The 24,713-nt window shown below is 55.2% G+C and carries 16 protein-coding genes and 1 tRNA gene; 12 read left to right on the forward strand and 5 right to left on the reverse strand.

Annotation, left to right across the window (positions count from 1 at the left end; genetic code table 11):
• The 3 genes from ACROHD_RS18625 to ACROHD_RS18635 form a co-directional block, all read right to left on the reverse strand.
• On the reverse strand, positions 1-233 hold a 233-nt coding region (locus ACROHD_RS18625; RefSeq protein WP_432679917.1), incomplete at its 3' end, for a hypothetical protein.
• 361 nt (positions 234-594) lie between these two features.
• Positions 595-1,554 carry a DUF3427 domain-containing protein gene (locus tag ACROHD_RS18630; RefSeq protein WP_432679918.1) on the reverse strand — a complete coding sequence of 320 codons (960 nt, stop codon included), beginning with the start codon at positions 1,552-1,554 and terminating at the stop codon, positions 595-597.
• Positions 1,551-2,501, reverse strand: a complete 951-nt coding sequence (locus tag ACROHD_RS18635) for a hypothetical protein (protein ID WP_432679919.1) — start codon at positions 2,499-2,501, stop codon at positions 1,551-1,553. The genes ACROHD_RS18630 and ACROHD_RS18635 overlap by 4 nt, the downstream gene beginning before the upstream one ends.
• 385 nt (positions 2,502-2,886) lie before the next feature.
• Here ACROHD_RS18635 and ACROHD_RS18640 point away from each other — a divergent pair, with 385 nt between their 5' ends.
• From ACROHD_RS18640 to ACROHD_RS18655, 4 genes are all read left to right on the forward strand, one after another.
• Positions 2,887-4,236: a hypothetical protein gene (locus ACROHD_RS18640; RefSeq protein ID WP_432679920.1), complete on the forward strand. Its 1,350-nt coding sequence runs from the start codon at positions 2,887-2,889 to the stop codon at positions 4,234-4,236.
• A 225-nt stretch (positions 4,237-4,461) separates the two neighbouring features.
• Positions 4,462-5,649 carry a tyrosine-type recombinase/integrase gene (locus tag ACROHD_RS18645; RefSeq protein ID WP_432679921.1) on the forward strand — a complete coding sequence of 396 codons (1,188 nt, stop codon included), beginning with the start codon at positions 4,462-4,464 and terminating at the stop codon, positions 5,647-5,649.
• A gap of 245 nt (positions 5,650-5,894) precedes the next feature.
• On the forward strand, positions 5,895-6,167 hold the full coding sequence (locus ACROHD_RS18650; RefSeq protein WP_432679922.1) for a helix-turn-helix transcriptional regulator: 273 nt from the start codon (positions 5,895-5,897) through the stop codon (positions 6,165-6,167).
• 20 nt (positions 6,168-6,187) lie between these two features.
• Positions 6,188-8,602: a DUF5906 domain-containing protein gene (locus tag ACROHD_RS18655; RefSeq protein WP_432679923.1), complete on the forward strand. Its 2,415-nt coding sequence runs from the start codon at positions 6,188-6,190 to the stop codon at positions 8,600-8,602.
• Between the two features lie 171 nt (positions 8,603-8,773).
• Here the strand turns inward: ACROHD_RS18655 and ACROHD_RS18660 are convergent, their stop codons facing one another.
• Positions 8,774-10,159: an exonuclease domain-containing protein gene (locus ACROHD_RS18660; protein ID WP_432679924.1), complete on the reverse strand. Its 1,386-nt coding sequence runs from the start codon at positions 10,157-10,159 to the stop codon at positions 8,774-8,776.
• A gap of 256 nt (positions 10,160-10,415) precedes the next feature.
• On the opposite strand from ACROHD_RS18660, the gene ACROHD_RS18665 reads away from it, so the two are divergent.
• From ACROHD_RS18665 to brxL, 8 genes are read left to right on the forward strand one after another with little or no spacing between them, the layout of a single operon-like run.
• Positions 10,416-10,925 carry a BrxE family protein gene (locus tag ACROHD_RS18665; protein WP_432679925.1) on the forward strand — a complete coding sequence of 170 codons (510 nt, stop codon included), beginning with the start codon at positions 10,416-10,418 and terminating at the stop codon, positions 10,923-10,925.
• On the forward strand, positions 10,925-11,704 hold the full coding sequence (locus tag ACROHD_RS18670) for a BrxA family protein (protein ID WP_432679926.1): 780 nt from the start codon (positions 10,925-10,927) through the stop codon (positions 11,702-11,704). The genes ACROHD_RS18665 and ACROHD_RS18670 overlap by 1 nt, the downstream gene beginning before the upstream one ends.
• Positions 11,691-12,266 (forward strand): BREX protein BrxB domain-containing protein, encoded by a 576-nt coding sequence (locus ACROHD_RS18675; RefSeq protein ID WP_432679927.1) that lies wholly within the window; start codon positions 11,691-11,693, stop codon positions 12,264-12,266. Before ACROHD_RS18670 ends, ACROHD_RS18675 begins: the two co-directional genes overlap by 14 nt.
• Before the next feature lie 21 nt (positions 12,267-12,287).
• Positions 12,288-15,917 carry a BREX system P-loop protein BrxC gene (gene brxC / locus ACROHD_RS18680; protein WP_432679928.1) on the forward strand — a complete coding sequence of 1,210 codons (3,630 nt, stop codon included), beginning with the start codon at positions 12,288-12,290 and terminating at the stop codon, positions 15,915-15,917.
• Between the two features lie 3 nt (positions 15,918-15,920).
• Positions 15,921-17,810, forward strand: coding sequence for an Eco57I restriction-modification methylase domain-containing protein (locus ACROHD_RS18685; RefSeq protein WP_432679929.1), 1,890 nt, complete (start codon positions 15,921-15,923; stop codon positions 17,808-17,810).
• Positions 17,807-19,669, forward strand: a complete 1,863-nt coding sequence (locus ACROHD_RS18690; RefSeq protein ID WP_432679930.1) for a BREX-1 system adenine-specific DNA-methyltransferase PglX — start codon at positions 17,807-17,809, stop codon at positions 19,667-19,669. Before ACROHD_RS18685 ends, ACROHD_RS18690 begins: the two co-directional genes overlap by 4 nt.
• Positions 19,666-22,194 carry a PglZ domain-containing protein gene (locus ACROHD_RS18695; RefSeq protein WP_432679931.1) on the forward strand — a complete coding sequence of 843 codons (2,529 nt, stop codon included), beginning with the start codon at positions 19,666-19,668 and terminating at the stop codon, positions 22,192-22,194. The genes ACROHD_RS18690 and ACROHD_RS18695 overlap by 4 nt, the downstream gene beginning before the upstream one ends.
• Entirely contained in the window at positions 22,184-24,265 is a 2,082-nt protein-coding gene (gene brxL, locus ACROHD_RS18700; RefSeq protein ID WP_432679932.1) for a BREX system Lon protease-like protein BrxL, read from the forward strand. Before ACROHD_RS18695 ends, brxL begins: the two co-directional genes overlap by 11 nt.
• Before the next feature lie 62 nt (positions 24,266-24,327).
• Here brxL and ACROHD_RS18705 read toward each other — a convergent pair.
• Positions 24,328-24,403 (reverse strand) — tRNA-Thr (locus ACROHD_RS18705).
• Between the last annotated feature and the right edge of the window lie 310 nt (positions 24,404-24,713).

Here is a 24,713-nt window from a genome sequence, read left to right on the forward strand (position 1 = left end):
AACTCAATCAAGGATGAGCCAGAGCCTCCAAAACAAAACCCGCTCTGATGTCCCAAATTATCTGACGACGGACACTCAACAAAGTGCCGTTGCCATTCCGCGTTGGCCAATGAGGCGAAGTTCGTCGCGTCTGCCCGCTTCAGCCCAGCAACCTTGAGCTCATCACCACCCCGGACGGTCACGACGACGGAAGGCTGTCCCAGCGTCTTGGTCACCCGCACGGGGTGTGTCATTTGGGAGAACGGTACCTGCCTGGGCGTCCTAGCAAGCACCTCTAACCCAGTATCTGAAAGCGCTAGACCTCTATACCGGTGCCCCAGCAGACGCAGAAACAGGCCAGCTAACCTGCTTCGCGCTACCTGCCTTGGCCCTCGTGATCAAACTGCTTGCGTTCTGCCCCTAGCGAAATTTCTACAGAAAAATCAGACGATAGAAAGGCAAGCCCTGCGAAGCGGGACCCTAAATATCACCTACGTGGCTGCAATCTATCTGCCTCAGGCGGCGCTCTTCCTAAACTGGGGGGTACCCCGCCCTAAGCATGGGCATTGGACCGCAAAACCGCCAGCGCGCCCCCGGTCTACCGTGTCTCACAAGCTATTTGGCTTCATTAAGTGGCACTTTGTACCGATACTGTGTTGGCTCAAGGTCTTCTTCCTCCGGAACCCAACCCTGAATCACCTGGACCTTTCCGCCAGAAGCCACCGGCGAGCCATTCGGACCCGACACTTGGATTTCATAGACAATGAAGAGATCCGTGATTGCGGATGGTTCACGCGCCGCGATGACCTCGCCCACTGTCAGATTGACAACGGATGCCGCGCCCCTTGTGCCCTTTACCTCGACCCGACGCTGTTTGACCCCCTGTTTGGAGCAAAGTAGGTCATATGGGTGGTTTCCGGACACATCGTCCACGTGGTAACCGTGTCGTTCATAAGCCTTTGTCGCAACCTCCATTGCGCGCAGCTCGATGGCTCGGCGAACCTTCGGGTCCGTTTCATATCCTTGGCTTGTCGATCCCGTCCGTTTTCGCTTTCGCTCGACTGCTTTCGCGAATTCATCACGAAGCGGCGTTCGTCTCTCATCACCCGGCTTCCACGCAACCAACGCTCCAAGGTTTTCGGGAAGCGGATCGAGCAGGTCTAGTGGGTCGAAGGTGAACTTGACTGGGCGCGATGAACTCCGGTCGGGCTCTGGGCTAGCCAGCCTACCTGCATACACGAACTTCTGCGTAACACCTTTAATCTTCGCCACTTCGCGAACAAAAAGCAGTGGAACCGCCTGTTCCTGTATGATTTTGCGAATCCACTTGGAGTTGAGGGTGTTCTGATTCTGACTTTCCCAGAAGAAGAGGCCGTCCTCAAAGTAATCATTGTAGGCGACGGCTGGATCAGCTTTCTCCTTATTGAGTGTCACGAAGAAGGGAATGTAATCGTAGCGATCCCGCGGGTACCAGCCTTCGCGACTGGTAGCGAGATCAGGTGCATCAAATAGCTCTGCCAACTCGGCTCGACTGTACCCTTTACCTATCTTGAGAAGATCCGGTGAAATCGTCATGTCGCTGGCCTAACGTTTTGAAAGACAGTGACGCCAAGCATGTTGCGGAGAGGAACAAGATGCTTAGGCAGTTCGCCCTCAAGGACGAGGACAGATTCGACGGAAGCTTGGTCTTTTTCAACTAACTGAGTAGCGGCCATCACAGCCTTGTATTTCACACACTGAAAGAGGCCACGAACGATGTCCGGCTCACCTGAAATATGCGACTTTACTTCCGCTGCAATCCACCGTTCAGGCAGAGAAAAGGACACATCCAACGCGTCTCCAGAAAGGAGACGTTGCTCTGTTTGACCCTTCGGTGAACTTGCCGGAAGACCGATCAAAGTTGGGTTCTGCGCCACATACTCTTTAAGTAATTTGTGCGCGTCACTTTCCCCGCCTCCGAATGCCCTAGTCTCAGCCAGAACCCTGGAAAAATCATCAGAAACCGGTTCGAGAGAGAGGTATTCAAGCACTTCTCTCCATTTGTCATACAGGTAAACTTTCTGGAGCTCGGCCTGAACGATCTCCTTCTGACGGAGCTTTGGCAGCTTCTTAAAGTCTTCAGGAACTACCCCAGAGTAACTCTCTTTGTTTAAGAACCACCCTATACCCTCGCCAGGCATTCCATCGCTCTTGTTAATGACGATGCACTGAATTGGGGGAATCTCGTTGTTCAGCTCATCGGACAACTCCTGTAGCGTCTGCCCAATACTGCCTAACACGTAATTTAAGTTTCGTGGGTTCGGCATGCCAAGTTCTTCGGCCAAATCTGAATAGTAAATAGTCTTTCTAGCCTCAGCCTGGCGAACAAGAATTGGAAATGCACGACGAGCACGCTCTTGATACAATTTGTCGCCATGAATTGACGCTGCTGTTGCTCCGGTTTCTGCCATTCCAACTTTACCTTGCCTGTTTGGGTTCAACTTGGCGTGATGGTTGCTGAACTGAAGGCCAGTATTCAGCATATGTTTGCGTAGCTCCTTGCTACCTGTGAAACGCCTTCAAACCAAGCACACCCCACCCCATGAACGGCTTTTTCGAAGACAAGGTGTCGGCGCTCTCCCGGTCCACCCTCTCTCTCGGTCTTGTTTGACCCATTGTAGAGCTTCGCAGCGTCAGTCCGCGGCGGTTGAGTAACTCTAAGATTTCGGAGGAAGTATCTCTTTAGCCGGTGATCCAAAGGATGCGTTCACGTGCGCGCACGCGAAGGCGGCTTTTTCTGTCAGCACCTAAATTCCGAATTTTGGCCACCATTATTCCGAAATCCTGCTGCCTTCATGGCGTCAGTTCGGAAGGAAGACGCGTCCAAAGCCCCGTATTTTCGGCGCAAATCTCAAGGAGAACGCTGAAATGACCGCTGCACAAAGAACATCTGACCTTGCGGGTGCCTCCCCCTCAGCTGGTACGACCGTAAGGACGACTCTAGCTTCAAAAGAGAAGCGCGCATCAGCCCTGCGAGCTGCGAAGGACCAAAGCCAGGCTTTCTCTTCCCAAGACCAGGAACGCGCTGCGTCCAATCTTCATCTGCTTTTGCAAGAGGTCAGCAGGTCGCGCGGTCTGACGAAGCGTGAGGTTGTGGTCGAGGCGGGCCTTGGTGGCGGCGTCAAAACGGACTCAACCAAGCGCTTGGATACCTACACGCTGCCTGAGGGTGCAAACGAAGCGCGTAAGAAACGGCTCGCCAAGAAGCCAGGGAAATACTTCGAGATCGCAGAGGCGATTGCAATTCTACTCAATGAACCCGCTGCGCCGTTTATCTGTCAGGTCTTTGAAGGCTGCACGTTCGGAGCAGATCACCAGTTCCTTACGAGCTGGGAGGAAGAAAAGTGGGCACGCTTGGCGCAACAGCTTCGAATGATGGGGCTGGCAGTGGCGCGGCAAACAAAGGTCGATGCATATTGGTCAGAAGCCAACAAGAGGAATGGAATTCACGACTACAGAAACGATCGGCTTCTATTCGCGGCACAGGCGATTGACTCTACTGATTGCTCAACTGGTCTCGCCGGGTACACAGCTCACCCTGCAGATATTCCACCTGTTCCATCCGTCTTGCTAGGCACGAAGTTTTTAGCCAGGGAAAGTTTTGCGCGACTTTGCTTGAGCGATGGTGAGGAAAAGGAAGTCGTTTGTGCGATCATGCTTGAGGTCCGACTGGCCCTAGCGCCTGTTGGTCGAACCGGCGAACCAGGGCCGATGCTCGAATTCCGCAGCAGTCTCAACGTGATGAACAGGAATGATGGCGAAACAATAATCACAGGTGCCTACTTCGATGAAGTAGATGGGGCTCTAGAGATCAGTGGAACCGATGTGGCCGGTGGAATTGATCCGGTCGTTCGAATTGAGGGGCTTGAGTTGCCTGAAGCCCCCTACCGCTACGAATGTGGGCACGAATGCTGGACGTGGGAAGAAATCAATCCCGGTCTCTTGCAGGAGCTCTTTGGCGACTGGGAGAACCCGCTAGAGATGACCTACACTCGGTCCATGACGGGCGCAAAGGCCATTCCGCCTAGCCGGTTCGAAGCCGGTTCAGCAGCATTCGTTCTCAACGCTCATCTTCTAACCCACGCCCTTGAGGCGGAGCTTTCAGAAGCTTGCAGGGACAGGACCAATTTGCTTGCTCAGTTTTGCGACGCTGTCGACGAGCAGATACTGAGAGCTGAGGCGGACGCAGAAACTCGCTGGCGCAACATGCATGTTTGAAAGCGCTTCACTCATCTTGGTGGGCGCATCTGTTCTTGGGCCGCTTGAACATGTGCAAGAACAATGGTCCGCGACCAGGAAAACTGTTCTCGGTCACACCGTTTCAGCATGACCTGGCCAGAAAGAAGATGCATTTTTGAACCTCAAGTTCCTGATAAGTCTCTGATATTGATTGTAATTTCGGGATTATGACTTACTTTGAGGTGAGGCCAAATGGAGGTCTCTATGACAAAACTACACTTCACCAAGCGCGCGATCGAAGCGCTACCCTACACCCAACGCGGACAAAAACTGTACCGGGATACCACGCTTCGTGGCCTTGGGGTCCGGGTTGGATCCAACTCAAAAGTCTTCTTCGTGGAAGGTCAGGTCAATCGGCGCACGCGACGCGTGACACTTGGTCGTGCAGATGTTCTAAGCGTCGAAGAGGCAAGGCGTCGTGGTTTGTCGGCGCTCAGCGAGATGGCCGGCGGTGTCGATCCGAACCAAGAAAAACGACGCGTGGCACAAGAAGCCATCACACTCGCCCAGGCCTTCGATCGGTTTTTTGAGGCCAGAACCTCAATGGCAAGCAGCAGTATCGATGCTTACCAACGCTCGCGAGACCTTTACCTGCAAGACTGGAAACGCACACCGATAACTTCCATCACTCGGCAGATGGTTCTGAAGCGGCATCAGCGTATCGCAAAAGAACACGGGCAGGTCACCGCGAACAACGCGATGCGCCACCTGCGGTCGGTATACAATGTAAACGCTGCCGCTTTCGACGAATTTCCGCCCAACCCGGTTGCCATCCTCACGCAAGCTCGCGCTTGGTTTCCCGAACGCCGCCGGCGCGGTGCGGTTCCTGCGCATGAACTGCCAGCTTGGTGGGATGCTGTGATGGTTGAACCGAGCTATTCCCGCGATTTTCTGTTGCTCGCTCTCTTTACAGGGATGAGGCGTAACGAGATCGCGAGTCTGCGGTGGGAATACATCGATCTTGCAGAACGAGCGCTGCACATTCCGAAGACGAAAAACGGTGACCCGCTCGATCTGCCGCTGGCTGGTTTCATAGTCGAGTTGCTGAGTAAGCGGCTAAGCGAAACTGGCAACTCACCTTGGGTCTTTCCAAGCAGCGGAAAAACAGGGCACCTCGTCGAAACCAAAAAGTTTACGGCGCGCGTTACACAGCGGTCTGGCGTAGCTTTCAGTTTGCACGACCTCCGCCGCACCTTCGTCACCATCGCCGAGAGCCTCGATGTACCGCACTACGCGCTGAAGCGCTTGCTGAACCACCGCCTTTCTGGCGATGTGACAGCCGGCTACATCGTGAGCCAGCCCGAGCGGCTTAGAGGTCCGGTCGAAGCTGTGGCTAAACGCATTCTGCAGCTGGCCGAAGAACCCAGCCAGAGTGAGAACACGGCAGCATAAGCACACATTCCCTGTGCCCAGAAAAGTCCGCCCTGGCGGTCAAAATTGTATGCGATGAGCGCGCGAACGTACCGAAAAACGTTTCCGAATTCCTTCTCCAGAATTTCCGAAAACTACAGGGCATCTCTAGAACCTTCCGGAATGCTGCTCGAGGGTCGAACGACCATCCTTCTCCTTGTCGAGCAATTCGCTTGATGCGGTGCCGCCAATCACGTCGCCGCCAATCAAATCCAAGGAGAGACAAAATGGAAAATCGAAATCTGAATTACCCACTTCGGTCGAAGGGGCTACTGGCACCTGAGCCAAAAAACGGTGTCGTATCTCGAGAGCCGCTGCCACTTCTCAGTACTGAGGCGCTTGCCACCATCACCGATACCTCCAAGAGCACTTGGGAAAAGATGCGCATGCGTGGCGAAGGCCCGCCATACATCAAGGTGCGGAACCTCGTTTGGTACCGCTGGGCCGATGTAGAGGCCTGGCTCGCGGCACATGAAGTCTCGAACCAGGGAGGCGTGTGATGTCGGCAAGGCAACACAAAATGAACCTTGGCGCGGACAGTGCAGCCGGAGGAGCATCATCCATACCTGGGCTCGATACCTTTGTTTTCGAGATCGCTTCCCTTTGCAGAACAGATGCATTCGCAGCCTATCGGAAGTCGAGTAAGCAGAAGTATCGCCGCGTGAACAAAGAGATCACGATCAATGTGGTGCGTGCGCATCTTGATGGCTCCGCGCCCATCGCTTGCTACGGTGTCATCACTGATCAAGTACATACCGCAGTTCTAGACTTTGACGACCACGACAAGTCGCTCGCTTGGAGTGATTTGCAGGCGGCCGCGAAGCCAATTGTCGACGCACTAAAGGACAAAGGGCTCAATCCGCTTTGCTGCCGGTCAGGCGGAGGCGCAGGTCTTCACATATGGCTGTTCTGGAATGACCCACAACCTGCTGGTTTGGTGAAGCAGTTCCTGCACCATGTGATCGAAACGCAAGGGTTCCAGCATGGAACAGGTGGAGTCCAAAAGAAGGAGATCGAGGTCTTCCCAAAGAATGATGCCGTGGGAGCAGATGGCTATGGCAGCGCGGTTGCACTGCCCTATAGCCGGTCGTCGATTCCGCTGGGGGATGACCTCGAACCTATCGCATGGGCTGAATTCATTTTGCCGAATTTGCAGGAGCTGTTCTGCCCCAAAGTCTCGGAAGTATTCACACTTCCCAAAACACCGTCACAGTCAGCGAAAACACCTCGCTCGCACAGTGCTGCCATTAGATTCAGCGGCGAAGTTCTGCCGGGAGATGACGAAGAAGTCCGGGCAGCGCTCAAAGTAATAGATGCTGACGACTACGAGGTGTGGACTAAGGTCGGCCTAGCGACGAAACAAAGTCTTGGCGACGGCGCGTTCGACATTTGGGACGAGTGGTCCAGTAAGTCTGCCAAGTATGATGGCAGTGATGAATGTCGCAAAGTTTGGGACAGTTTCACACCTAACGGCGACTTGACCATCGGCACGGTTTTTCACCTGGCGCAGAAGCAGGGATGGGAAGGCCCGAAGAATGCTGTAATCCGCGAACTTAATGCCCGGTTTGGCATTTGGACCCACGGGTCTACGACACGGATCATCGTCAAGCAGCCTGCGACCGGTGAGGTTCTTACCACTTTGGCCAAGACCCCGTTCTTCGATCGCATGAAACCAGAGAAGTTTCCCAGGAAGGATGAAAGCGGAGACGTAAAGTGGATTCCGAAAGCACCGTACTGGATCGAGCACCGCTATGCTGCTCACTATCATGAAGTGATCTTCGATCCGACAAAAGCCCCGGGCCACAATGGGAAAAGCTGGAATATGTGGCAGGGCTTTGCCGTGCAGCCTCAACCAGGGGAATGGAACCTTCTGCGCACCCACATCCTGGAAAACATCTGCAGCGAGAACGAAGAGCACGCGGATTGGTTGCTGAACTGGATGGCTTTGGGGCTTCAAAGACCCGGCCTAGTCATTGGTACAGCTCCTGTACTGCGAGGAGCTCCAGGCACTGGAAAAGGCGTGCTTGCTAACGCTTACGGTCATCTCTGGGGCGCTCACTACGTGTCGATAACAAAAGATGACCACGTGAGTGGCCGCTTCAATCAGCACCTCGAGGCGCGAAGACTGGTCTATGTGGATGAAGCCATGTTTGGTGGGGACCGGAAAAACGCAGGTGTTATCAAAACCATGCTGACCGAGCCGCGTATCATGATCGAGCGGAAGGGCGTGGACCCGGTTTGGCTCGAAAATCACATGATCTTCATCGTAACCTCGAACGAGAAGTCTGTGGTTCCGGCTGATATCGGCGATCGTCGTTGGCAGGTTCTTGAAGTTGCGGACACCCACCGCGAGGACATCCCGTACTTCGAAGCGATCATGGCGCAACTACGTTCGGGCGGATACGAGGCGATGATGCATGATCTGTTGCAGCGCGATATTTCTGTGGGACCGGACCCTCGCAAGACGATCCGTACACCAGAGCTGTTCGACCAGATCATTCAGGCTCAAGGTCCAGTGGAGCGGTACCTCTATCAAGTTCTCGACGCGGGCTATCTTCCGCAGCCAGATGCTCCGGGAAATGGGCCGGGTATCACAACCATCGCCGCCATGTATGCAGACATGAGAAGGACCCAGCCAAATGCACACTACATCCAACAGACGCTGTTTGGGCGAACGATAAGCAAACTGTTCCCTGGCGTAACAAAGGTGCAAAGTGGGCAGTTCATCACAGGACGCGATTCCTTGGGACAGCTACTTACAGAGCGGTCCACCCGGTACCATTTTCCACCACTGCCCCGGTGCCGCCGGGCGTTTGAGGCATACATCGGACAGGAGATCCCGTGGTCGAATGAAGTATCGGAATGGCAAGGCGATATTGATCCCGGATACGATTACTCATCAACCTCAGATGGGGGACCAGAACCACCCTTCTGATATGGGTGAAATAGGCTAACGGGGGCGGGTAAACACCGCCCCTTTTACTTTTTGAGCAGCAAACAACCATTTTGCCAATAATACCAATACATCCCATAGAGGTGGTGCTGTTCTCTTAATGCTCCGATACGGAATGGTCGGGGATTCCTGCTCACACCGTGATCCTTACATCTACTGAGAATTTCTATGCTGGCCTGCGCCGCAACTCTCCAACCATTGGCGGATGCCGTTCAGCTGCGTATTAGTGTCGTCAGCGGTTATGCTTTCAAGATCAGTCAGCGCATCGCCTATGGTACGCCCAGCCTCCACACCTTCGCGCCCGAGCAGTCGGTTGTGCAGCCAGGTCTCAAGTGCCTGTCGAAGCTCGGGCCTTAGTACATCCGGCTGTTCGAGAAACACGATGCGCCGCCCCAGCTCGCGCAGGCGGTCATCTTCAAAGGTTTCAACCAGTTCCGCGCGTTCTGGCCAGGTCGCTCCGTGAAACGAGAGCATGCGCTCCTCGTCAGCCCGGCTAGGAAACCCTTCATACATCCGCGCCTCGACCACCTCTTGGGCCGGCCAAGGCGCGTAACGCTGGGCCAGGGCTGCACCCACCCGCGCTGCAAAAGGACCATCCTGGACGATCTCAGAGGCTCTACGGGTGATCTCCCCATCCGGCACACCGTAATCAGGTCCAAGTCCGTAATCGACTACAGCCGGCATCTTGTTGGATGTGACGATTCGAATGGCCCTGTCGGGCCCTTGCATGGCTTTTTTCAGGTCTCCGACATCCATTTGCAGAACCGGGGCAGGGTCTTTTGTCAGATCGAAAACCCCGAGCATGGTCGGGTTGTCGTGGCTCTGTCCGCAGCCCACCACCGGCAGTACGGTCGGTCGACCCATGTGGTACTCGACCAGACATAAAGGCTGACCCGACAGCACCCGCGCCTGCACCTCGGACTTGTCGACCAGGGGCATCAGGGAAGCCCACACAGCCAGCGCGCGGTCGCGAATCAGGCGGGCCATGTGGATGGTTGCCTCGACGTCCGCCAATGCATCGTGAGCATTCTCGTGCGCAAATCCGTTGGCAGGCGCCAGCATGTCGAGTTTCAATGTGGGCCGTTCGTTGTGGTTGATGGGCACTGTGATGGCGTTGGGTGCCAGCGCTGCCGCTGCCTGCGTCAGGCGCAGCACATCTGCCCTCTGATTACCGTTCGTGTTGGTCAGGTAGATCGGCTGCAGGGTCTGATAGAACGCTTGCCGCAGCAGCGGTTCGTCGAAGGCCAGCGTGTTGTATCCGGTGAAGATCGCCGGCGACCATTCGCGAAGCTTCAGAGCGATGGTCTGCATGGCGTCATAGTGGGTTGGTAGACTTAGGTCCGTCAGCATCGCTGGCGTCACCCTTGTGGCCAGTAGGGCGCCAGGGGCAGGGACGACATGAGGCAGCAGGCGGCAGCGGATTTCGAAGCGGTCGAGTTCGTTCATGTCGTCATCCGTCCAGATCGCCGCAAACTGCAGGATCTGGTCGAACGTGGTGTCCGTGCCGGTGGTTTCAGTATCGTAGAAGACGTACGCCATGCGTGCATCCTACCGAAACTCACCTGTGAAGCTGAAGTCTTTTGCAACGCTTCACAGATGAGCCGCAGCGGCTGCCTGAAAGACCTTCAAGTCGAAAAGTCAGCAATTATCGTTCCGATTGAACCGCCGAGCTCTTGAAGAAAGCGGCTTGATTCCATAGCGTTGAAGTACGGAGATGGCGTCTCCCTGCTTCCCCTCTGACCAGCGATCCCGCGAGGTGAGTTCCACGCAAACGGTTTTGACCAAGGATAAGACATTGAGCACTGCGTCGCACTACAGGCAAATTGCCGAGCTACGGCTGCTAGTTGGCGCTTTGGGAGAGCGTGATAACTACGGCTGGTGGCCCACTTCCTTCTTTTCACAGTCAGCAAAAATGTTTTTGGAGCCAGTCTTTCCGAGAACGTCGATCCTGGCGCAGTATCACGGAATCTTGGAGGCGGCTCGACGCACCCATGATGAACACCTGAGTGCGGGTAGCTTTCACACTTTTCGACTTCCTGAAGAAGTTGAACAAGATATCCAAAACGTCATCGCATCTCTGTTGCCGGATGAGATTGATGGTCTCCTAGCTCACGATCGGGACTCTCGTTTAGAGTCTCTTCGGGTCTTTGCCGACACCCAAACCGAAAATGCGGAGGGACCATTTCTCTGTGGTAACGCCGAGGACGTCTTATCTGGATCAGCGCTTCCAAAATTGGCGTCAATCTATCACGGAGCATTTGAACGAGGCACGCACTCCTACCCATATTTCGAGGTGAGCTCGTAATGGAGAGTGCTCCTTATACAACGCAGCTCCAAGCTGGCCTCGGTTTGGTCGAGGAGACAAAAGAGCTCCTGGAAATATGGCAACCCGGAATGCGCTCTTCAGCGCTATACGAGACTGCACTTTCTTCGGGTCGATTTCCAAACGTCACCGCTCGTCGCCTAAGAAACATCGTGGCAGAGTGTTTTGCGCCACGCTACCTGAGGGGTGACGGGCAAACGGCGCGTCTTCTTAAGACTTTGCGTCATCAGCTTCCGAGTGACGCGTTCCTACAGCTGCTCTTCCTGTACACCTGCCGTGCCAACCCAATCCTCGCAGACTTTGTCCGCGACGTTTACTGGGCGCGCTACGAAGGCGGTTATGACGCGATTTCAAGCAATGACGCACGGCATTTTGTCGAGCGCGGCATCGACGACGGCAAGACTTCAAAGCGTTGGTCGGAAAGCACTGTACGTCGTGTTGCAGCTTACCTTACAGGCTGTTGCGCAGACTTTGGACTCCTCCAAGCTGGTATGAAATCAACCCGGCAAATTCTTCCTTTTCGAATAGCGCAACCTGTCACTGCCTATCTGGCGTATGATCTTCATTTTCTAGGGATGGGCGACAACACCGTACTGTCGCATGAGGACTGGGGGCTTTTTGGCCTGTCTCGTGAGGATGTGGCCCAGGAGCTGAAACGAGCATCGCTTCAGGGCAACCTAGTCATTCAGAGCGCAAGCGACATTGTGCGTATCAGTTGGACGTTCCCTGACATGGAGGCGCTTTGCAATGGCCTCACTTAGAGCAGATTTTGATGAGCTTCGCGAACGGATTCGCCATGGGCGTGAGCTCGGACACGCGAGCTTTGAGCCCGTCTATTACCTTGTTTTTCCTCCTGAAAGCATTCTTGAGGTAAAGCGGCAAACGCCTGCATGGGAAGCGAAGCTACATCAAGAGGGTTGGGACGTTCAGCTGTTCTCAATCTCGGAGCAGCTTTGGGACCTGTTGAAGCAAGATCCGTTCTGGCCACTGTGGGTAGCACAGGATGAGAAATCCCCGACTGACTGGAAAAAGACCAACGATGCTCTTGCTGCACGGGCTAGCGCGGAAGACGGTCTTCTTCAACGACTTGAAAGAAAGCTCAGCGAGCTTGATGGCAATGAAAACGCGCTGTTGATCGTGACGGATTTAGAGGCGTTGCATCCGTTTCTGCGTATCGGTTCAATTGAGAGTAAGTTGCAGGGCAGTTTTCATGTGCCGACGATCTTTCTCTATCCGGGAACGCGTACAGGAAAGACGAGGCTTAGGTTTCTTGGGTTTTACCCAGAGGACGGCAACTATCGCTCCATGCACGTGGGCGGATAACAATTATTGAGAGCACAACGCATGAGCATTCGCAGTCTGTTCGACCCATCTCGCGACATCAATCGGACGATTGAGAAAGTCATCAGCTACGGCGCTGACGAAGAGAGGCGCCTGAAGGCTGAAATATCTGAATACGTTGTAACTGAAAGTATTGAGGAGCAGTTCCAAAAACTGCTCGATCAAATGCAACGTGCGATGGAAGCGGGCGGCGAAAACGAAGTTGGCGTATGGGTTTCTGGCTTCTACGGATCGGGCAAAAGCTCTTTTACAAAGTACCTGGGCCTTGCCTTCGACAATCAGAAGACAATCGACGGAGTCCCATTCCTAACTCACCTGCAAGATCGCCTCCACAAGCCGCAGACCAAAGCTCAGCTCAGTACCATCGCGCAGAGATTTCCGGCAGCTGTCGTGATGCTAGACCTAGCTAGTGAGATGCTCGCTGGGGCGACGATGGAGGATGTTTCGAGCGTCCTCTACTACAAAGTTCTTCAGTGGGCAGGTTACTCACGGAACCTGAAGGTTGCCGCTTTCGAGCGGAAAGTTGAAGCGGACAATCGGACCGAAGAGCTTCATAAAAAGGTTTCCGAGGTGATGCCGGGTGCCACTTGGAAGCGGATACAAAATGATCCGCTTGCTATTGACGCGCTAATTCCGCGCATTGCGCACGAGATGTACCCAGAGCTCTTCCCCGAGGCTTCTTCTTTTAGCTCGAACATTGAAGACTTCCTTCAGTTCGAGAATCAGCGTGTCCAAGAGATGATTGATATTGTGCGCCAAAAGAGCGGCAAGCAAAATATCATCTTCATCGTCGACGAAGTTGGTCAATATGTCGCATCGCGGGACAACTTGATCCTAAATCTCGACGGGCTTGCGAAGAACTTCAAGAGGCTGGGCGACGGTAAGGTTTGGATCATCTCGACGGCGCAACAAACGCTTACTGAGGATGACCCCCGAGCTAGTCTCAACTCACCTCAGCTCTTCAAACTAAAGGATCGGTTTCCTATTCAGATCGATCTAGAGTCCAGCGATATCAAGGAAATCTGTTATCGACGGCTACTTGGTAAGTCAAACGACGGTGAAAAGCAGCTCGCCAAACTCTTTGATCAGCAAGGTCAAGCGCTGCGACAGAACACCCGGCTAGAGAATGCGAAGTACTACGACGCGGACTTCACCCGCGACACTTTCGTTCAACTCTACCCCTTCCTGCCTGCTCACTTTGAAATCCTTCTTCACCTACTTGGAGCGCTAGCGAAGTCGACAGGTGGCGTTGGGCTGCGTTCAGCCATCAAAGTTGTCCAAGACATCCTTCGTGGTGAGGGGGGGACAACTGCACTTGCGGATCAACCCGTAGGGTCGCTCGCCACGACGGTCACGCTGTATGACGAGCTCGAGAAGGATATTCGAAGAGCCTTCGCTCCGGTTCATCAAGCGGTCGGCAAAGTTCAAATTCGGTTTCCAGATCAACCTCTTCACCAAGATATCGCCAAATCTATTGCCGTATTGCAGATACTGGGGAACCTACCAGTCACGCTTCAGAACGTTGCCAGTTTGATGCACTCCTCGGTCATGGCTCCGTCAAAGTTCGAGGAGGTCAAAGCAGCCGTGGAAGAGATGGTGCGGGACCCGTTGGTGCCGCTCGGCGATAAAGATGGCACGCTTGTCTTCTTGAGCGAGAAGCTGCGCGATATCGAGCAAGAGCGTAGCGGACTGGCGCTTCGTTCTGTCGATGTTCGGCGTATCTTCAACGATGGTGTCCGTGAAGTCTTCGATCCTCTACCCAGGGTCAACTTTCACGGAACTCTTGCAGTTGCTGCGGGCATCAAGGTTCAGAGTGGAGGCTCAGTGACGAGCCTTGCTGGAGAGCAAAACGCCATTCAGACAGTCGTCGAGTTCGTTGCATCCGACGACTACGAAACGGCCCAGACCCGCCTAGTTGACGACTCACGAAGCCATGCGTCCCGCAATGTCATCGCTCTAATGACGAGGACAACGCTTGAACTGGACGACCTCTGCAACGAGATCTTCCGCTGTCAGCGGATAACCGAACTTCATCGAAACGACGCCGATCAGGAGATCAGGGACTATTGCAGAGCACAACAAGATCGCGCTGCAAGGCTGGCGGCAGAACTCAAGTCGAAACTTAAGACTGCTCTTCAGGGGGGGTCTTTCATCTTCAGGGGACAGCGCACTGCTGTATCTGCGCTGCATGCCGACCTCTTAGAGGCGTCAAAGAAAATACTCTCCAGCGCAGCAGCCCAAGTGTTCGATCGTTATGGTGAAGCACCTGTTCGAGCCAACACAGATAATGCTGAGAAGGTTCTTAAGCTTGCTAATCCAGCGGCGATCACAAGTGCCCTAGACCCGCTCGGGCTTGTTCAGGTGAAAGCTGGTCGTCCGTCGTTCAAGACTGACGAAAAGGCTCTCGTGAGCATCCGTGACTACATTGATCGGCATGGAAGCGCGGTCGGGAAGCGGCTTCTTGAGCATTTCAACGCCGACCCGTTCGGGTGGTCGCAGGACACAACCCGGTACATTCTCGCCGTTATGTTACTGGCTGGCGAGATCAAACTCACGGTCTCAGGGCGCGAGGTTACAACTGCTGGACCGCTTGCGATTGACGCTCTCAAGACAAACAACAGCTTCAAGCAGATTGGCGTGTCTCTGAGGGACGAGCGTCCCTCCAATGAAGCCTTGTCGCGCGCTTCAGAACGTCTGACCGAGTTGCTGGGCGACACCGTCATCCCACTTGAGCAAGAGATCAGCAAAGCGACGCTGAAGAACTTCCCTCGGTTTCAGAACGAATATGGTTCCTTGCCCGAAAAACTCGGCTCACTTGGTGTTGACGGAAGTGATCGCGCACAAGCGTTGAACCAGTCTCTGTCGGACCTGCTTTCTTCTGACGCTTCGGATGCGCCCCAGCTTCTAGGAGCGGAGGAGTCGGCACTTTACGACAATCTGAAATGGGCTGCAGAGGTTCGGAGAGCACTTGAGAATGGGCTGGAACACACACTTCGGCAGCTTCAATCTCATAAGCGTGATATCGAGGCGTTGCCGGATACCGGCGCACCCGGTGCGCTGCGGAAGGAGCTAAAGGATGAACTCTTATCCATTTCCGATTGGACAGCCAAGGACGACTTCTTCAGGCATTCTGCGGACTTGGCTTCGACCCTAACTCACATCAAGGGCCGCGTTCGTGACACTGTCATTGAGTTGTCGAACCAACAAAAGCAACGGCTCAAGGACGGCGGCGAAAGTCTCCAAGAGCTGGCTGAGTGGCGAGAACTTACTCAGGACGAGCGTGGTACGACCCTAAGCCGATTGGATGCCTTGGAGTTCACCGCGACTGAAGATTTGGCTGGGCTGAACGCACTGCTTGCCCGGAACTATGATATCAGCACGACGCTGGATGACATAAAGCGCTCCGTGGAGACCACAGGACAGGAACGCATTCGGCAGCGCATTGCTGATGAACAGGCCAAGAAGGGAAGGGACGGTCCTTCAAGGCTAGAAAGGTCGGTCTCCATCCCTGCCAAGGTAAGCTCGGCACCGGAGCTTGAAGCGGTAATCTCAGAGTTGGAAGAGCTGAAAACGCAAGCCCGGCTCTACGAAGAAATCGACGTCTCGATCTCTCTGAAAACGGATGAGGCCTGATCGATGGCGTTTGACCAGTCCACACGCAACAGGCTTCAGCGCGTAGTCAGTAATGCACGCGGGATTTTGGAAGAGGAATTCACGCGACAGCTTCAGAACGACTATGGGCTTGACCCTGACTCAGGCACTGTCTCTTCGCTCGAAAGCCTACGTCACATAACCGACCAACAACGTGAGACAGCCCGCATCCTCCGGGCCACGCTTGAACACTATTGCGCGGGTTCGGACACGGACGCGAAAGCAGGCCTGGACCGGATCGTTCGAGAGCAGGCCTTTACGATCTTCAACCGGCTAGCGGCCTTGCGCATGGCCGAAGCGCGCGGGCTGCTCATTGAGACTGTTGGCAACGCCTATAAGTCTCAAGGCTTCCAACTCTACTCACGCCTGGCTGGGACTGGTCTCGGTGAAACTGGTGATGCCTACCGGGTCTTTCTTCAGAGTGTCTTCGATGAGTTGGCGCTGGACTTGCCAGGACTCTTTGACCGCTTCTCGCCGCAAGGGCGACTCTTCCCCCGTGAGCCAACCCTTCTTGAGGTGATTGATCTCATCAACCACGGCGAGATCGAACCGCTCTGGGCCGAGGATGAGACGATCGGCTGGATCTACCAGTACTTCAACTCAAAAGAAGAGCGCAAAGCGATGCGCGATGCATCCCAGGCACCGCGCAACAGTCGGGAACTGGCAGTGCGCAACCAGTTCTTCACCCCCCGCTATGTGGTGGAGTTCCTGGTCGATAACACGCTGGGGCGGCTCTGGTTCAACTGGACGGGCGGGCAGACCGGCCTGCGCGACCGGTGCCAGTACTTGCTTGTGAAACCCGACGAGCAACCGGAGCCTGCCAAACGTCTTCGCGATCCACGCACCATCAAGCTTTTGGACCCGGCCTGTGGGTCGATGCATTTCGGGCTTTATGCCTTCGATCTGTTCCAGGAGATGTACCGGGAGGCCTGGGAGTGGGAGCAGACGCATGGTCCAGGGTGCCTAGACACTGAAACAGGCGGAAGTGCTGATCTGAAACCGCTCAGCCAGACCTATGCCGACCAGGACGCGTTCCTACACGTCGTGCCGCGGCTGATCATCGAACACAACATCTACGGCGTCGATATCGACCCGCGCGCGGCGCAGATCGCGTCGCTGGCGCTGTGGCTGCGGGCGCAGCGCGCCTGGCATGAGGCGGGCGTGAAGGCCAAGGACCGGCCCCAGGTGGGTCGTGGGAATGTGGTGGCGGCCGTCGCGCCCCCGGCCGAGGTGGACCTGCGCAAGCGGTTCATGGAAGAGCTCGATCCTCTGGATGCAGAGCTGTTCGAAAAGACGCTGTTCCTGCTCAATGGCCTGCCAGAGCTTGGGGTGCTATTGCAGGTTGAGAAGGAATTGCCTGCCCTTGTCCGCGCCGTGTTTGGCGAGCATGGCGACCTCTTCCGCGAAGAGGACATGGCGCAATGGCAGAAGGCTGAGGCGCGTTTACAAGAGGCCCTCACCGAGTTCGCACGCGCGGCACGGTCCACCTATCAAGGGAGGCTGTTTGCGGAAGATGCGCTTCAGGGCCTCCGGATGATCGACCACTGCCGCGAGGTGTTCGATGTGGTCGTGATGAATCCGCCGTTTGGGGCCCTGGCTTCTGGAACAAAGAATCAAGTTTCCAAGGCTTATCCGAACAGCAAGAATGACTTGCTTGCCGTCTTCGTTGAGCGCGGCCTGGAGTTAATGCGCACAAACGCTCGCATTGGCGCGATTACTTCACGGACCTGCTTTTTCTTGTCTAGCTTTCAAAACTGGCGCGAAAGCGTTGTGCTCGGCGCAGCGAAACCTGAAGCAATGGCTGATATGGGCCACGGCGTAATGGATGACGCGATGGTTGAAGCAGCTGCTTACGTCTTGGAGAAGCAAGAATGACCCTATTTCTTCGTCTCTCCGAACCCATCAATAAAGAGCAAGCACTTTTAGAAATGTGCTCTGGCCTTAGAATGGGCCAAATTCCTGCTAACTGCTTTGAGGTCGCCCCTGAGGAGTTCTCTGCAATCCCTGGCTCACCATTCCCATATTGGAGCAGTGAGAACCTGCGCGGCAGCTTCCGACTGCTTCCAGCATTTGAACTCGAAAGCCGCTGTGCTCGTGTTGGTCTCCAGACATCAGATGATTTTCGCTTCGTTCGAGCTTTCTGGGAGATAGATTCTACGTCAGAAACTAAAACTTGGTTTCCGTTTGTCCGAGGTGGCGGAGCTTCAAAGTTTCAGGGGGTTCTTTCTCTCTTTGTCAATTGGAAGCACGATGGCGAGCAGCTGAAGTCCTGGGCCACTATTGTTAACAATGGCAAGCACTGGTCGCGAAATATTCGGAGCCCGGACTTTTACAAAAGACCGGGTATAACTTGGCCGCTTCGAGCAGCCGAACTATCGCCATATCCAATGCCAAGTGGATCTCTGTTCAGCGTTCGGGGTGCGGTAGCTTTTGAAAAGACCGAGAATCTCCTTCCCCTACTGGGCCTTATGGCCAGCAAGCCGTTTGATTATCTGTATAAATTGCTATTGGGGCGATTTGGCCATCCAGAGTTTGGAATTGGCGCACTACAAAAGGTTCCCGTTCCAGAGCAGATTTCACCAAGGCTCGGTGCGCTCGCGAGATCTGCTTGGTCTTTCAAGCGAGTTTTGAAGACTACAAGCGAAACTACACACGCCTTCCATCTACCCGACGCATTGCGCGCACGTCTTGGAGACTACGACCCGCCGACGATTGAAGCTGAGCTAGTCAAAATCCAGGCCGAGATCGATGACATCGCCTTTGATCTCTACGGGTTCAGTCACGCAGACCGTGCCGCAGCGCTCGGGTCATCTGGCGCGGTTGACGAAGATGACGGAGTCGAGGGCGCTGACGAAAGCGAAGACGACGATGGGGCCGAAGCGGTAGACCAGACTGACGGCCTGCTCAGCTGGGCCGCTGGCGTCGCTTTCGGGCGTTTCGACTGGCGCTTGGCAACGGGAGAACGCGCAGCTCCGCCCGAGCCGGACCCCTTTGACCCGCTGCCCGCCAAGAGCCCCGGCATGCTGCCCGATGGTGCAGAGCCGTTCCATGCCCATTCCGGAATCTTGGTGGACGACCAGGGGCACCCGAATGACCTTGCCCGCCTGATCGAGGAAGTGCTCGCCCGCGTCGAAGCCCCGGTGCCCGCCGATGTGCGCCGCTGGCTGCAACGCGACTTCTTTCCGTTCCACCTCAAGCAATACAGCAAGAGCCGCCGCAAGGCCCCGATCTACTGGCCGATTTCGACCAGTTCGGGCAGCTACACGCTCTGGCTCTACTATCCCGATCTCACCAGCCAAACGCTCTACACAGCTGTGAATGATTTCGTCGAGCCGAAGCTAAAGGAAGTCCGACGCGACCTGGCGACACTGCGCGACAAAGGCGGCTCCCGCTCGAGCTCAGACGAGAAAGCGTTGGAAAAACTCCAGGACCTGGAGCTGGAACTCATCGAGCTACGTGACGCACTCCTGGAGATTGCTCCAACCTATCGCCCCAATCACGATGACGGCGTTCAGATCACCGCAGCACCGCTCTGGCAACTGTTCCGCCACAAACCGTGGCAGAAGGTCCTGAAGGATACTTGGACCAAGCTGGAAAAGGGCGACTTCGACTGGGCACATCTTGCCATGGCTTACTGGCCAGACCGTGTGCGCGAGAAGTGCAAGACCGACAAATCCCTCGCCATCGCACATGACCTGGAACGCGTCTATGTCGAACCCGAGGATAGGGCATGAGCATCGCGGCGTTCATTCGCGACACCATTCTGCGCCCTCGCCTTGTCGAAGCGGGGTGCATGGTCGTCTACGATCCAGACGGGCGATACCAGAACGTTTGCGCGAGCCTTGAAGACGAACGTGTTCGTGTCGTCGATGCGAGTAGCAGCAGCATCAAGAGCCGCTTGGCCGCTATTGAAGCCCTGCAAGATATCGGGCGACCGAAGAGCGCGCTGGATGCCGTGCTGGTCTATGTACCTAAGCGACGGCCGGAGACTGATGAAGAGAAACAGATCGATCCGTTTTCGATCTACGCTCAGGCAGGAGCGGTCTTCCCCCGTGACGACGGGGATGACTACCTAAGTCTTTGCCTCCGCGCCAAGCCTGATCACTCAACGGAGATAAGGCGTGTCTTTGCCAACTCGCCAGGTGGTCCGACGTTTTCAGTGGTCGACGCCGTAGGTGGCGGTGCGAGTTGGCCGCAACTGCGCGCCGCACTGAAGGTTGAGTCAGGACGAGAAATCCTTGAGGCCTTGCTGGCCCCAAGCGAGAAGCAAACGGCGGCGCTCAAAGCTCAAGATGGATGGAGCGAAGAAGCGCGGGAGTTTCTATCCGCAACGCTCGGCATGAGCGTTAAGACCAGGGGCAAGACCTGGAGCTCCATCTCTGACGAACTGTGGCGTTTCGTTCTCTTCAGTGAGTTTGTCTTCGACTTTCCGGCGGACCTGCCGGAGCAGCTTCAGGGCGTTCCGCATGCCATTACTGAAGCGAAACCAATTATTGAGGACGTCTGCGAGAGGTTGAGAACCAATCCGGCCAGCCGAGATGTCTACATCGAACGCGCCGAGCAGATCGAGCAAGGGCTCTCGCTAGACCGGATCTGCGCAAGTATTGAAGACCTGGGCAGCAGGGATACTTTCCCCTTCGAAGAGCGGACCTTCCTGAAGCGAGCCATCAAGGGCCTACTTGAAAACGACCTCAACGCTGCGAGGGCCACCATCGCAGCCCATGGGCATTCGGTGTGGATCGGTCGTGGCGAAAGCCAAGCACAGTGGGAGCTGATAAGGGCTGGCTTCGCCCTGATTGAGAGTTGCGACGATAACGAGCGACAACTCCCAGATCACGCAAAGTCACAGAGCGCCCTGATTGAGTTTTACATTTCAAGCTTGAGGGAAACTGATCGACTTCAGAGGGAGTTCGAGCAGGCGCTCTCCGATTTCTTGGACCATCAAGACCTCCTATCTGACGTGGTCGAGTACTCGAGGTCAAAATACAGACGCCTCGCCGAGAAGGTGCAGACCGCCTTTGTGAAGCATCTGGAAGCATCGGGTTGGCCCCCGCAGGGACGCCTTAGCAATCTCGATGTCTACGACAAGCATGTCGCGAGCAAGCTTAAGGAAAGCGGTCGAAAGGTCGCCTATATCCTCGTAGATGCCCTGCGCTACGAACTTGGTGTCGCGCTTGAGAAAAGGCTCGCGGATGATGGCCCCGTTGAACTGCAAGCGGCGTACGCGCAGCTTCCGACCATTACGCCAGTTGGAATGGCAAGCCTCCTCCCTGGAGCGCGCGAAGACCTCAGGTTGACAGACGAGGCCGGTAAGCTCGTTCCCAGGCTTGGTGATGCCAAAGTTGCGAATGTCAGTCAGCGCATGGATGTTCTAAGGAAGCGGTTTGGTGACCGCTTCCACGAAATGACCCTGAGCGATTTCGTAAAAGCGAAACCGCGCCTTTCCAAGACTGTTGATCTTGTCGTGCTGCGCTCAACTGAGATCGACAGTCAGCTTGAGAGCAACCCGGAGAGCACTCTCGGGCTTATCCCGAACACGCTGAAACTTGTTCGCGTGGCCCTTCACAAGCTGCGCGAGCTTGGTTTCCACAACGCAGTTATCGCTACAGATCATGGTTTCTTCTTGAATGGGCATGCTTCTGACGGCGACGTCTGTTCGAAGCCACAAGGCAATTGGGTCGTGAACGCACACGACCGTGCGTTCCTAGGAACGGGCAACGCAGACAATCATAGTGTTGTAATCGATGCGGCCAAGCTGGGGGTGCGTGGAGACTATCAGCAAGTCGCTCTGCCAAAGAGCATGGCTCCATACCGAGCTGGACATCTCTACTTTCACGGAGGGGTATCGCTGCCGGAGGCGATTGTACCGGTGTTGGTCGCACGGCTTGACTCAAAGGATATGTCGGGCTCCGGCAGCTTCCGCGTTGAACTCAACTACAAGCGCGGAACTAAACGGATCACCACGCGGGTTCCGGTTGTGGAGGTGAGTGCGTCGTCCGACGATATGTTCACACAGGACAAGGACATTGAGGTCCTTCTCGAAGCTCAGACAGGACAAGGTGATGTCGTAGGAGAGCCGCGTCCAGGCGGGGACGTAAACCCAGCCACACGGACCATCACGCTGCGGCCCGGCGAGAGCAAGCAAATCACCATTCGCATGGAGTCTGAGTTTGAAGGAAAATTTAAGCTGAGGGCCCTCGATCCGGTAACGATGGCCGCCTACGCCAGCCTTGATCTGGAGACTGACTATGCCGTTTGAAATGGAAATGGATGACCTCGACAAGAAGTTGAACGGGGTCTTCGACGGCAAGGTCGTCCGCAAGGATCTGCTGCATCGCATCAAGAAAGGGACGAACGTGCCGACGTTTGTCCTGGAGTTCCTTTTGGCACGGTATTGCGCAAGCAACGAGCCAGCAGAAATCCAAGCCGGTATGGAAGCGGTTCTTGCGACGCTTGATGAGAACTACGTTCGCCCTGACGAAGCAAACGCCGCCCAATCTCGGGTCGCCGTAAAGGGCAGGCACAAGTTCATTGACAAGGTGCATGTGCGCTACGTCGAGAAGGACAAGCGGCATTGGGCAGCGCTTGAGAACTTTGCATCCCAAAAAGTCGCCATCGCCGAGAAGTTCTACCGCGACATCGATCGACTTCTTGAAGGCGGTATCTGGGCTGAGGTGACCATCGCACACAATGATATCGACGAGGACAACTACGCCTTCTATGTAGAAGACTTGCGTCCCATCCAGCTGAGCCGCTTCGACTTCGAAGCCTACAAAGAAGGCCGTTCAAAGCTTACGAGAGACGAATGGCTGGACGTGGTCCTGAGGTCGGTCGGCCTCGAACCAGGCACGCTGTCACATAGGGAAAAGCTGCACTTCATTGCTAGGCTCGCGCCCCTCGTCGAGGCCAATTTCAACTTTGTCGAGCTTGGTCCGCGCGGTACCGGGAAGTCGTACTTCTTTAGCGAATTTTCCCCGTACTCGACGCTGATCAGCGGCGGCCAAGCGACGAAGGCAACGCTGTTTTACAACAATGCCCGCAACAAGATCGGACTTGTTGGCTTCTGGGATACCGTTGCTTTCGACGAGGTTGGTGGGATCAAGATCAAAGACCCAGATACCATCCAAATCATGAAGGACTTCATGGCCAATGGTCGGTTCTCGAGGGGTGTCGAGATCATTGCCAATGCGAGCATGGCCTTCGTGGGAAACATCGATCAGTCGGTGGAACAAATCGTTCGTTCATCCGAGCACGACCTCTTCCTACCGCTTCCTGCTGAGTTCGATCTGGCCGTGATGGACCGCTTTGCCTGCTACTTGCCTGGCTGGGAGATGCCCAAGACGAGTAGTGCGTACTTGACTGACCGCTTTGGGCTAATCACGGATTACTTGGCCGAGGCGTTTCACTACCAGCTCAAGCACAACAACAGATATGAAGAGGTCTCAAGCCGGGTGAAGCTTGGGAGCAATGTTGAGGGGCGCGATGAGAAAGGTATCAAGAAGACGCTCTGCGCGTTCTTGAAGATCCTCCATCCCGATGGCGCTCCCAGCGACGAGGATTTCTTCGAGTATGTCGAGTACGCGATTGAGTGTCGTCGTCGCGTGAAGGAGCAGATGAACAAGCGCAAACCAGATGATGAGTTTGCATTGATCAACCTTTCCTACTTCGCGCCAGATGGCCGCGAGGTGGTGGTCCACTGCCCCGAGACCAAAGGTATTTTTGCTACTCTTGAACCTGCCCGCCGCACGCTTTCTGGAAAGGCCTCTAGCCCGAAAATGGTTGAGACCAAAGAACCAGAAGCGGAGACCCATAAGAGCGAGGTGTCATCTGGCTTTGCGCAGACCGCCGAAGCTGAGATCCCTGAAGATCGGCACTACACCATCGCCTATGGGGACGTCGGGCATACCTACGATACCATTGTCGGTCCATACCTGGCCAAGGCTAAGAAAGTATCGATTGAAGACCCGTACATTCGTGCACCACATCAGATCGCAAATTTTGTGCGCTTTTGCGAGACAGTCGTGAAGAGCCCGACCGTACGAGAAATCCACCTTCTAACCGGGTATGATGAGAACACCGATCTTGCGGGGGTTGAGAGCAAGATTGAAGAACTCAAACAGAGCCTGCTTGAGCGAGATGTCGTCCTTTCAGTGGAGATTGACAGCAAGATTCATGACCGGGAGATCAGAATCGACGACCGTTGGATCATCAAGATCGGACGAGGCCTGGATTTCTACCAGAGACCAGAAGGATGGTTCACGATTGGCGCAAATGACTTTTCTCTGCGGCCGTGTCTGGAAACCAAGGTTGATATCTTCAAGCCAACCTAGTGGGCAATCTTTGAGGGCCGGAAGCCCAAAAAGCCTTTTCCTAAGTTCTGCCGTGAGAAGGATGGTGCCGGTGAAGGGACTCGAACCCCCGACCCCATCATTACGAATGACGTGCTCTACCAGCTGAGCTACACCGGCATCCTTCTCTGTCGCGGCCCTACTATGGCCCTACTAGTTACAACGCGCCGCGCCTAACCGACTGGTCTCAAACGTAGTTTGCGAGCGGACCCGCTAATTACGAATGACGTGCTCTACCAGCTGAGCTACAGCGGCATTCCTCTCTCGTCGCGGCCCTACTATGGCCCTACTAGTTACTTCGTGCCGCTTGTAAGCGACTGGTTTTGCGTGTCATTCCAGCGGGGACCCGCTACTTACGAATGACGTGCTCTACCAGCTGAGCTACAGCGGCATCCCTCTCTCATGTGGTCCAAGCAGTGCCCTGCTCGTT

This window comes from Nioella aestuarii (genome assembly GCF_050896395.1).
In the GTDB taxonomy this organism is placed as follows: domain Bacteria; phylum Pseudomonadota; class Alphaproteobacteria; order Rhodobacterales; family Rhodobacteraceae; genus Nioella; species Nioella aestuarii.

Coding starts and splice junctions, on each gene's coding strand:
- ACROHD_RS18630 (WP_432679918.1), bottom strand. CDS start 1,554: ATGACGATTTCACCGGATCTTCTCAAGATAGGTAAAGGGTACAGTCGA.
- ACROHD_RS18635 (WP_432679919.1), bottom strand. CDS start 2,501: ATGCTGAATACTGGCCTTCAGTTCAGCAACCATCACGCCAAGTTGAAC.
- ACROHD_RS18640 (WP_432679920.1), top strand. CDS start 2,887: ATGACCGCTGCACAAAGAACATCTGACCTTGCGGGTGCCTCCCCCTCA.
- ACROHD_RS18645 (WP_432679921.1), top strand. CDS start 4,462: ATGACAAAACTACACTTCACCAAGCGCGCGATCGAAGCGCTACCCTAC.
- ACROHD_RS18650 (WP_432679922.1), top strand. CDS start 5,895: ATGGAAAATCGAAATCTGAATTACCCACTTCGGTCGAAGGGGCTACTG.
- ACROHD_RS18655 (WP_432679923.1), top strand. CDS start 6,188: ATGAACCTTGGCGCGGACAGTGCAGCCGGAGGAGCATCATCCATACCT.
- ACROHD_RS18660 (WP_432679924.1), bottom strand. CDS start 10,159: ATGGCGTACGTCTTCTACGATACTGAAACCACCGGCACGGACACCACG.
- ACROHD_RS18670 (WP_432679926.1), top strand. CDS start 10,925: ATGGAGAGTGCTCCTTATACAACGCAGCTCCAAGCTGGCCTCGGTTTG.
- ACROHD_RS18675 (WP_432679927.1), top strand. CDS start 11,691: ATGGCCTCACTTAGAGCAGATTTTGATGAGCTTCGCGAACGGATTCGC.
- brxC (WP_432679928.1), top strand. CDS start 12,288: ATGAGCATTCGCAGTCTGTTCGACCCATCTCGCGACATCAATCGGACG.
- ACROHD_RS18685 (WP_432679929.1), top strand. CDS start 15,921: ATGGCGTTTGACCAGTCCACACGCAACAGGCTTCAGCGCGTAGTCAGT.
- ACROHD_RS18690 (WP_432679930.1), top strand. CDS start 17,807: ATGACCCTATTTCTTCGTCTCTCCGAACCCATCAATAAAGAGCAAGCA.
- ACROHD_RS18695 (WP_432679931.1), top strand. CDS start 19,666: ATGAGCATCGCGGCGTTCATTCGCGACACCATTCTGCGCCCTCGCCTT.
- brxL (WP_432679932.1), top strand. CDS start 22,184: ATGCCGTTTGAAATGGAAATGGATGACCTCGACAAGAAGTTGAACGGG.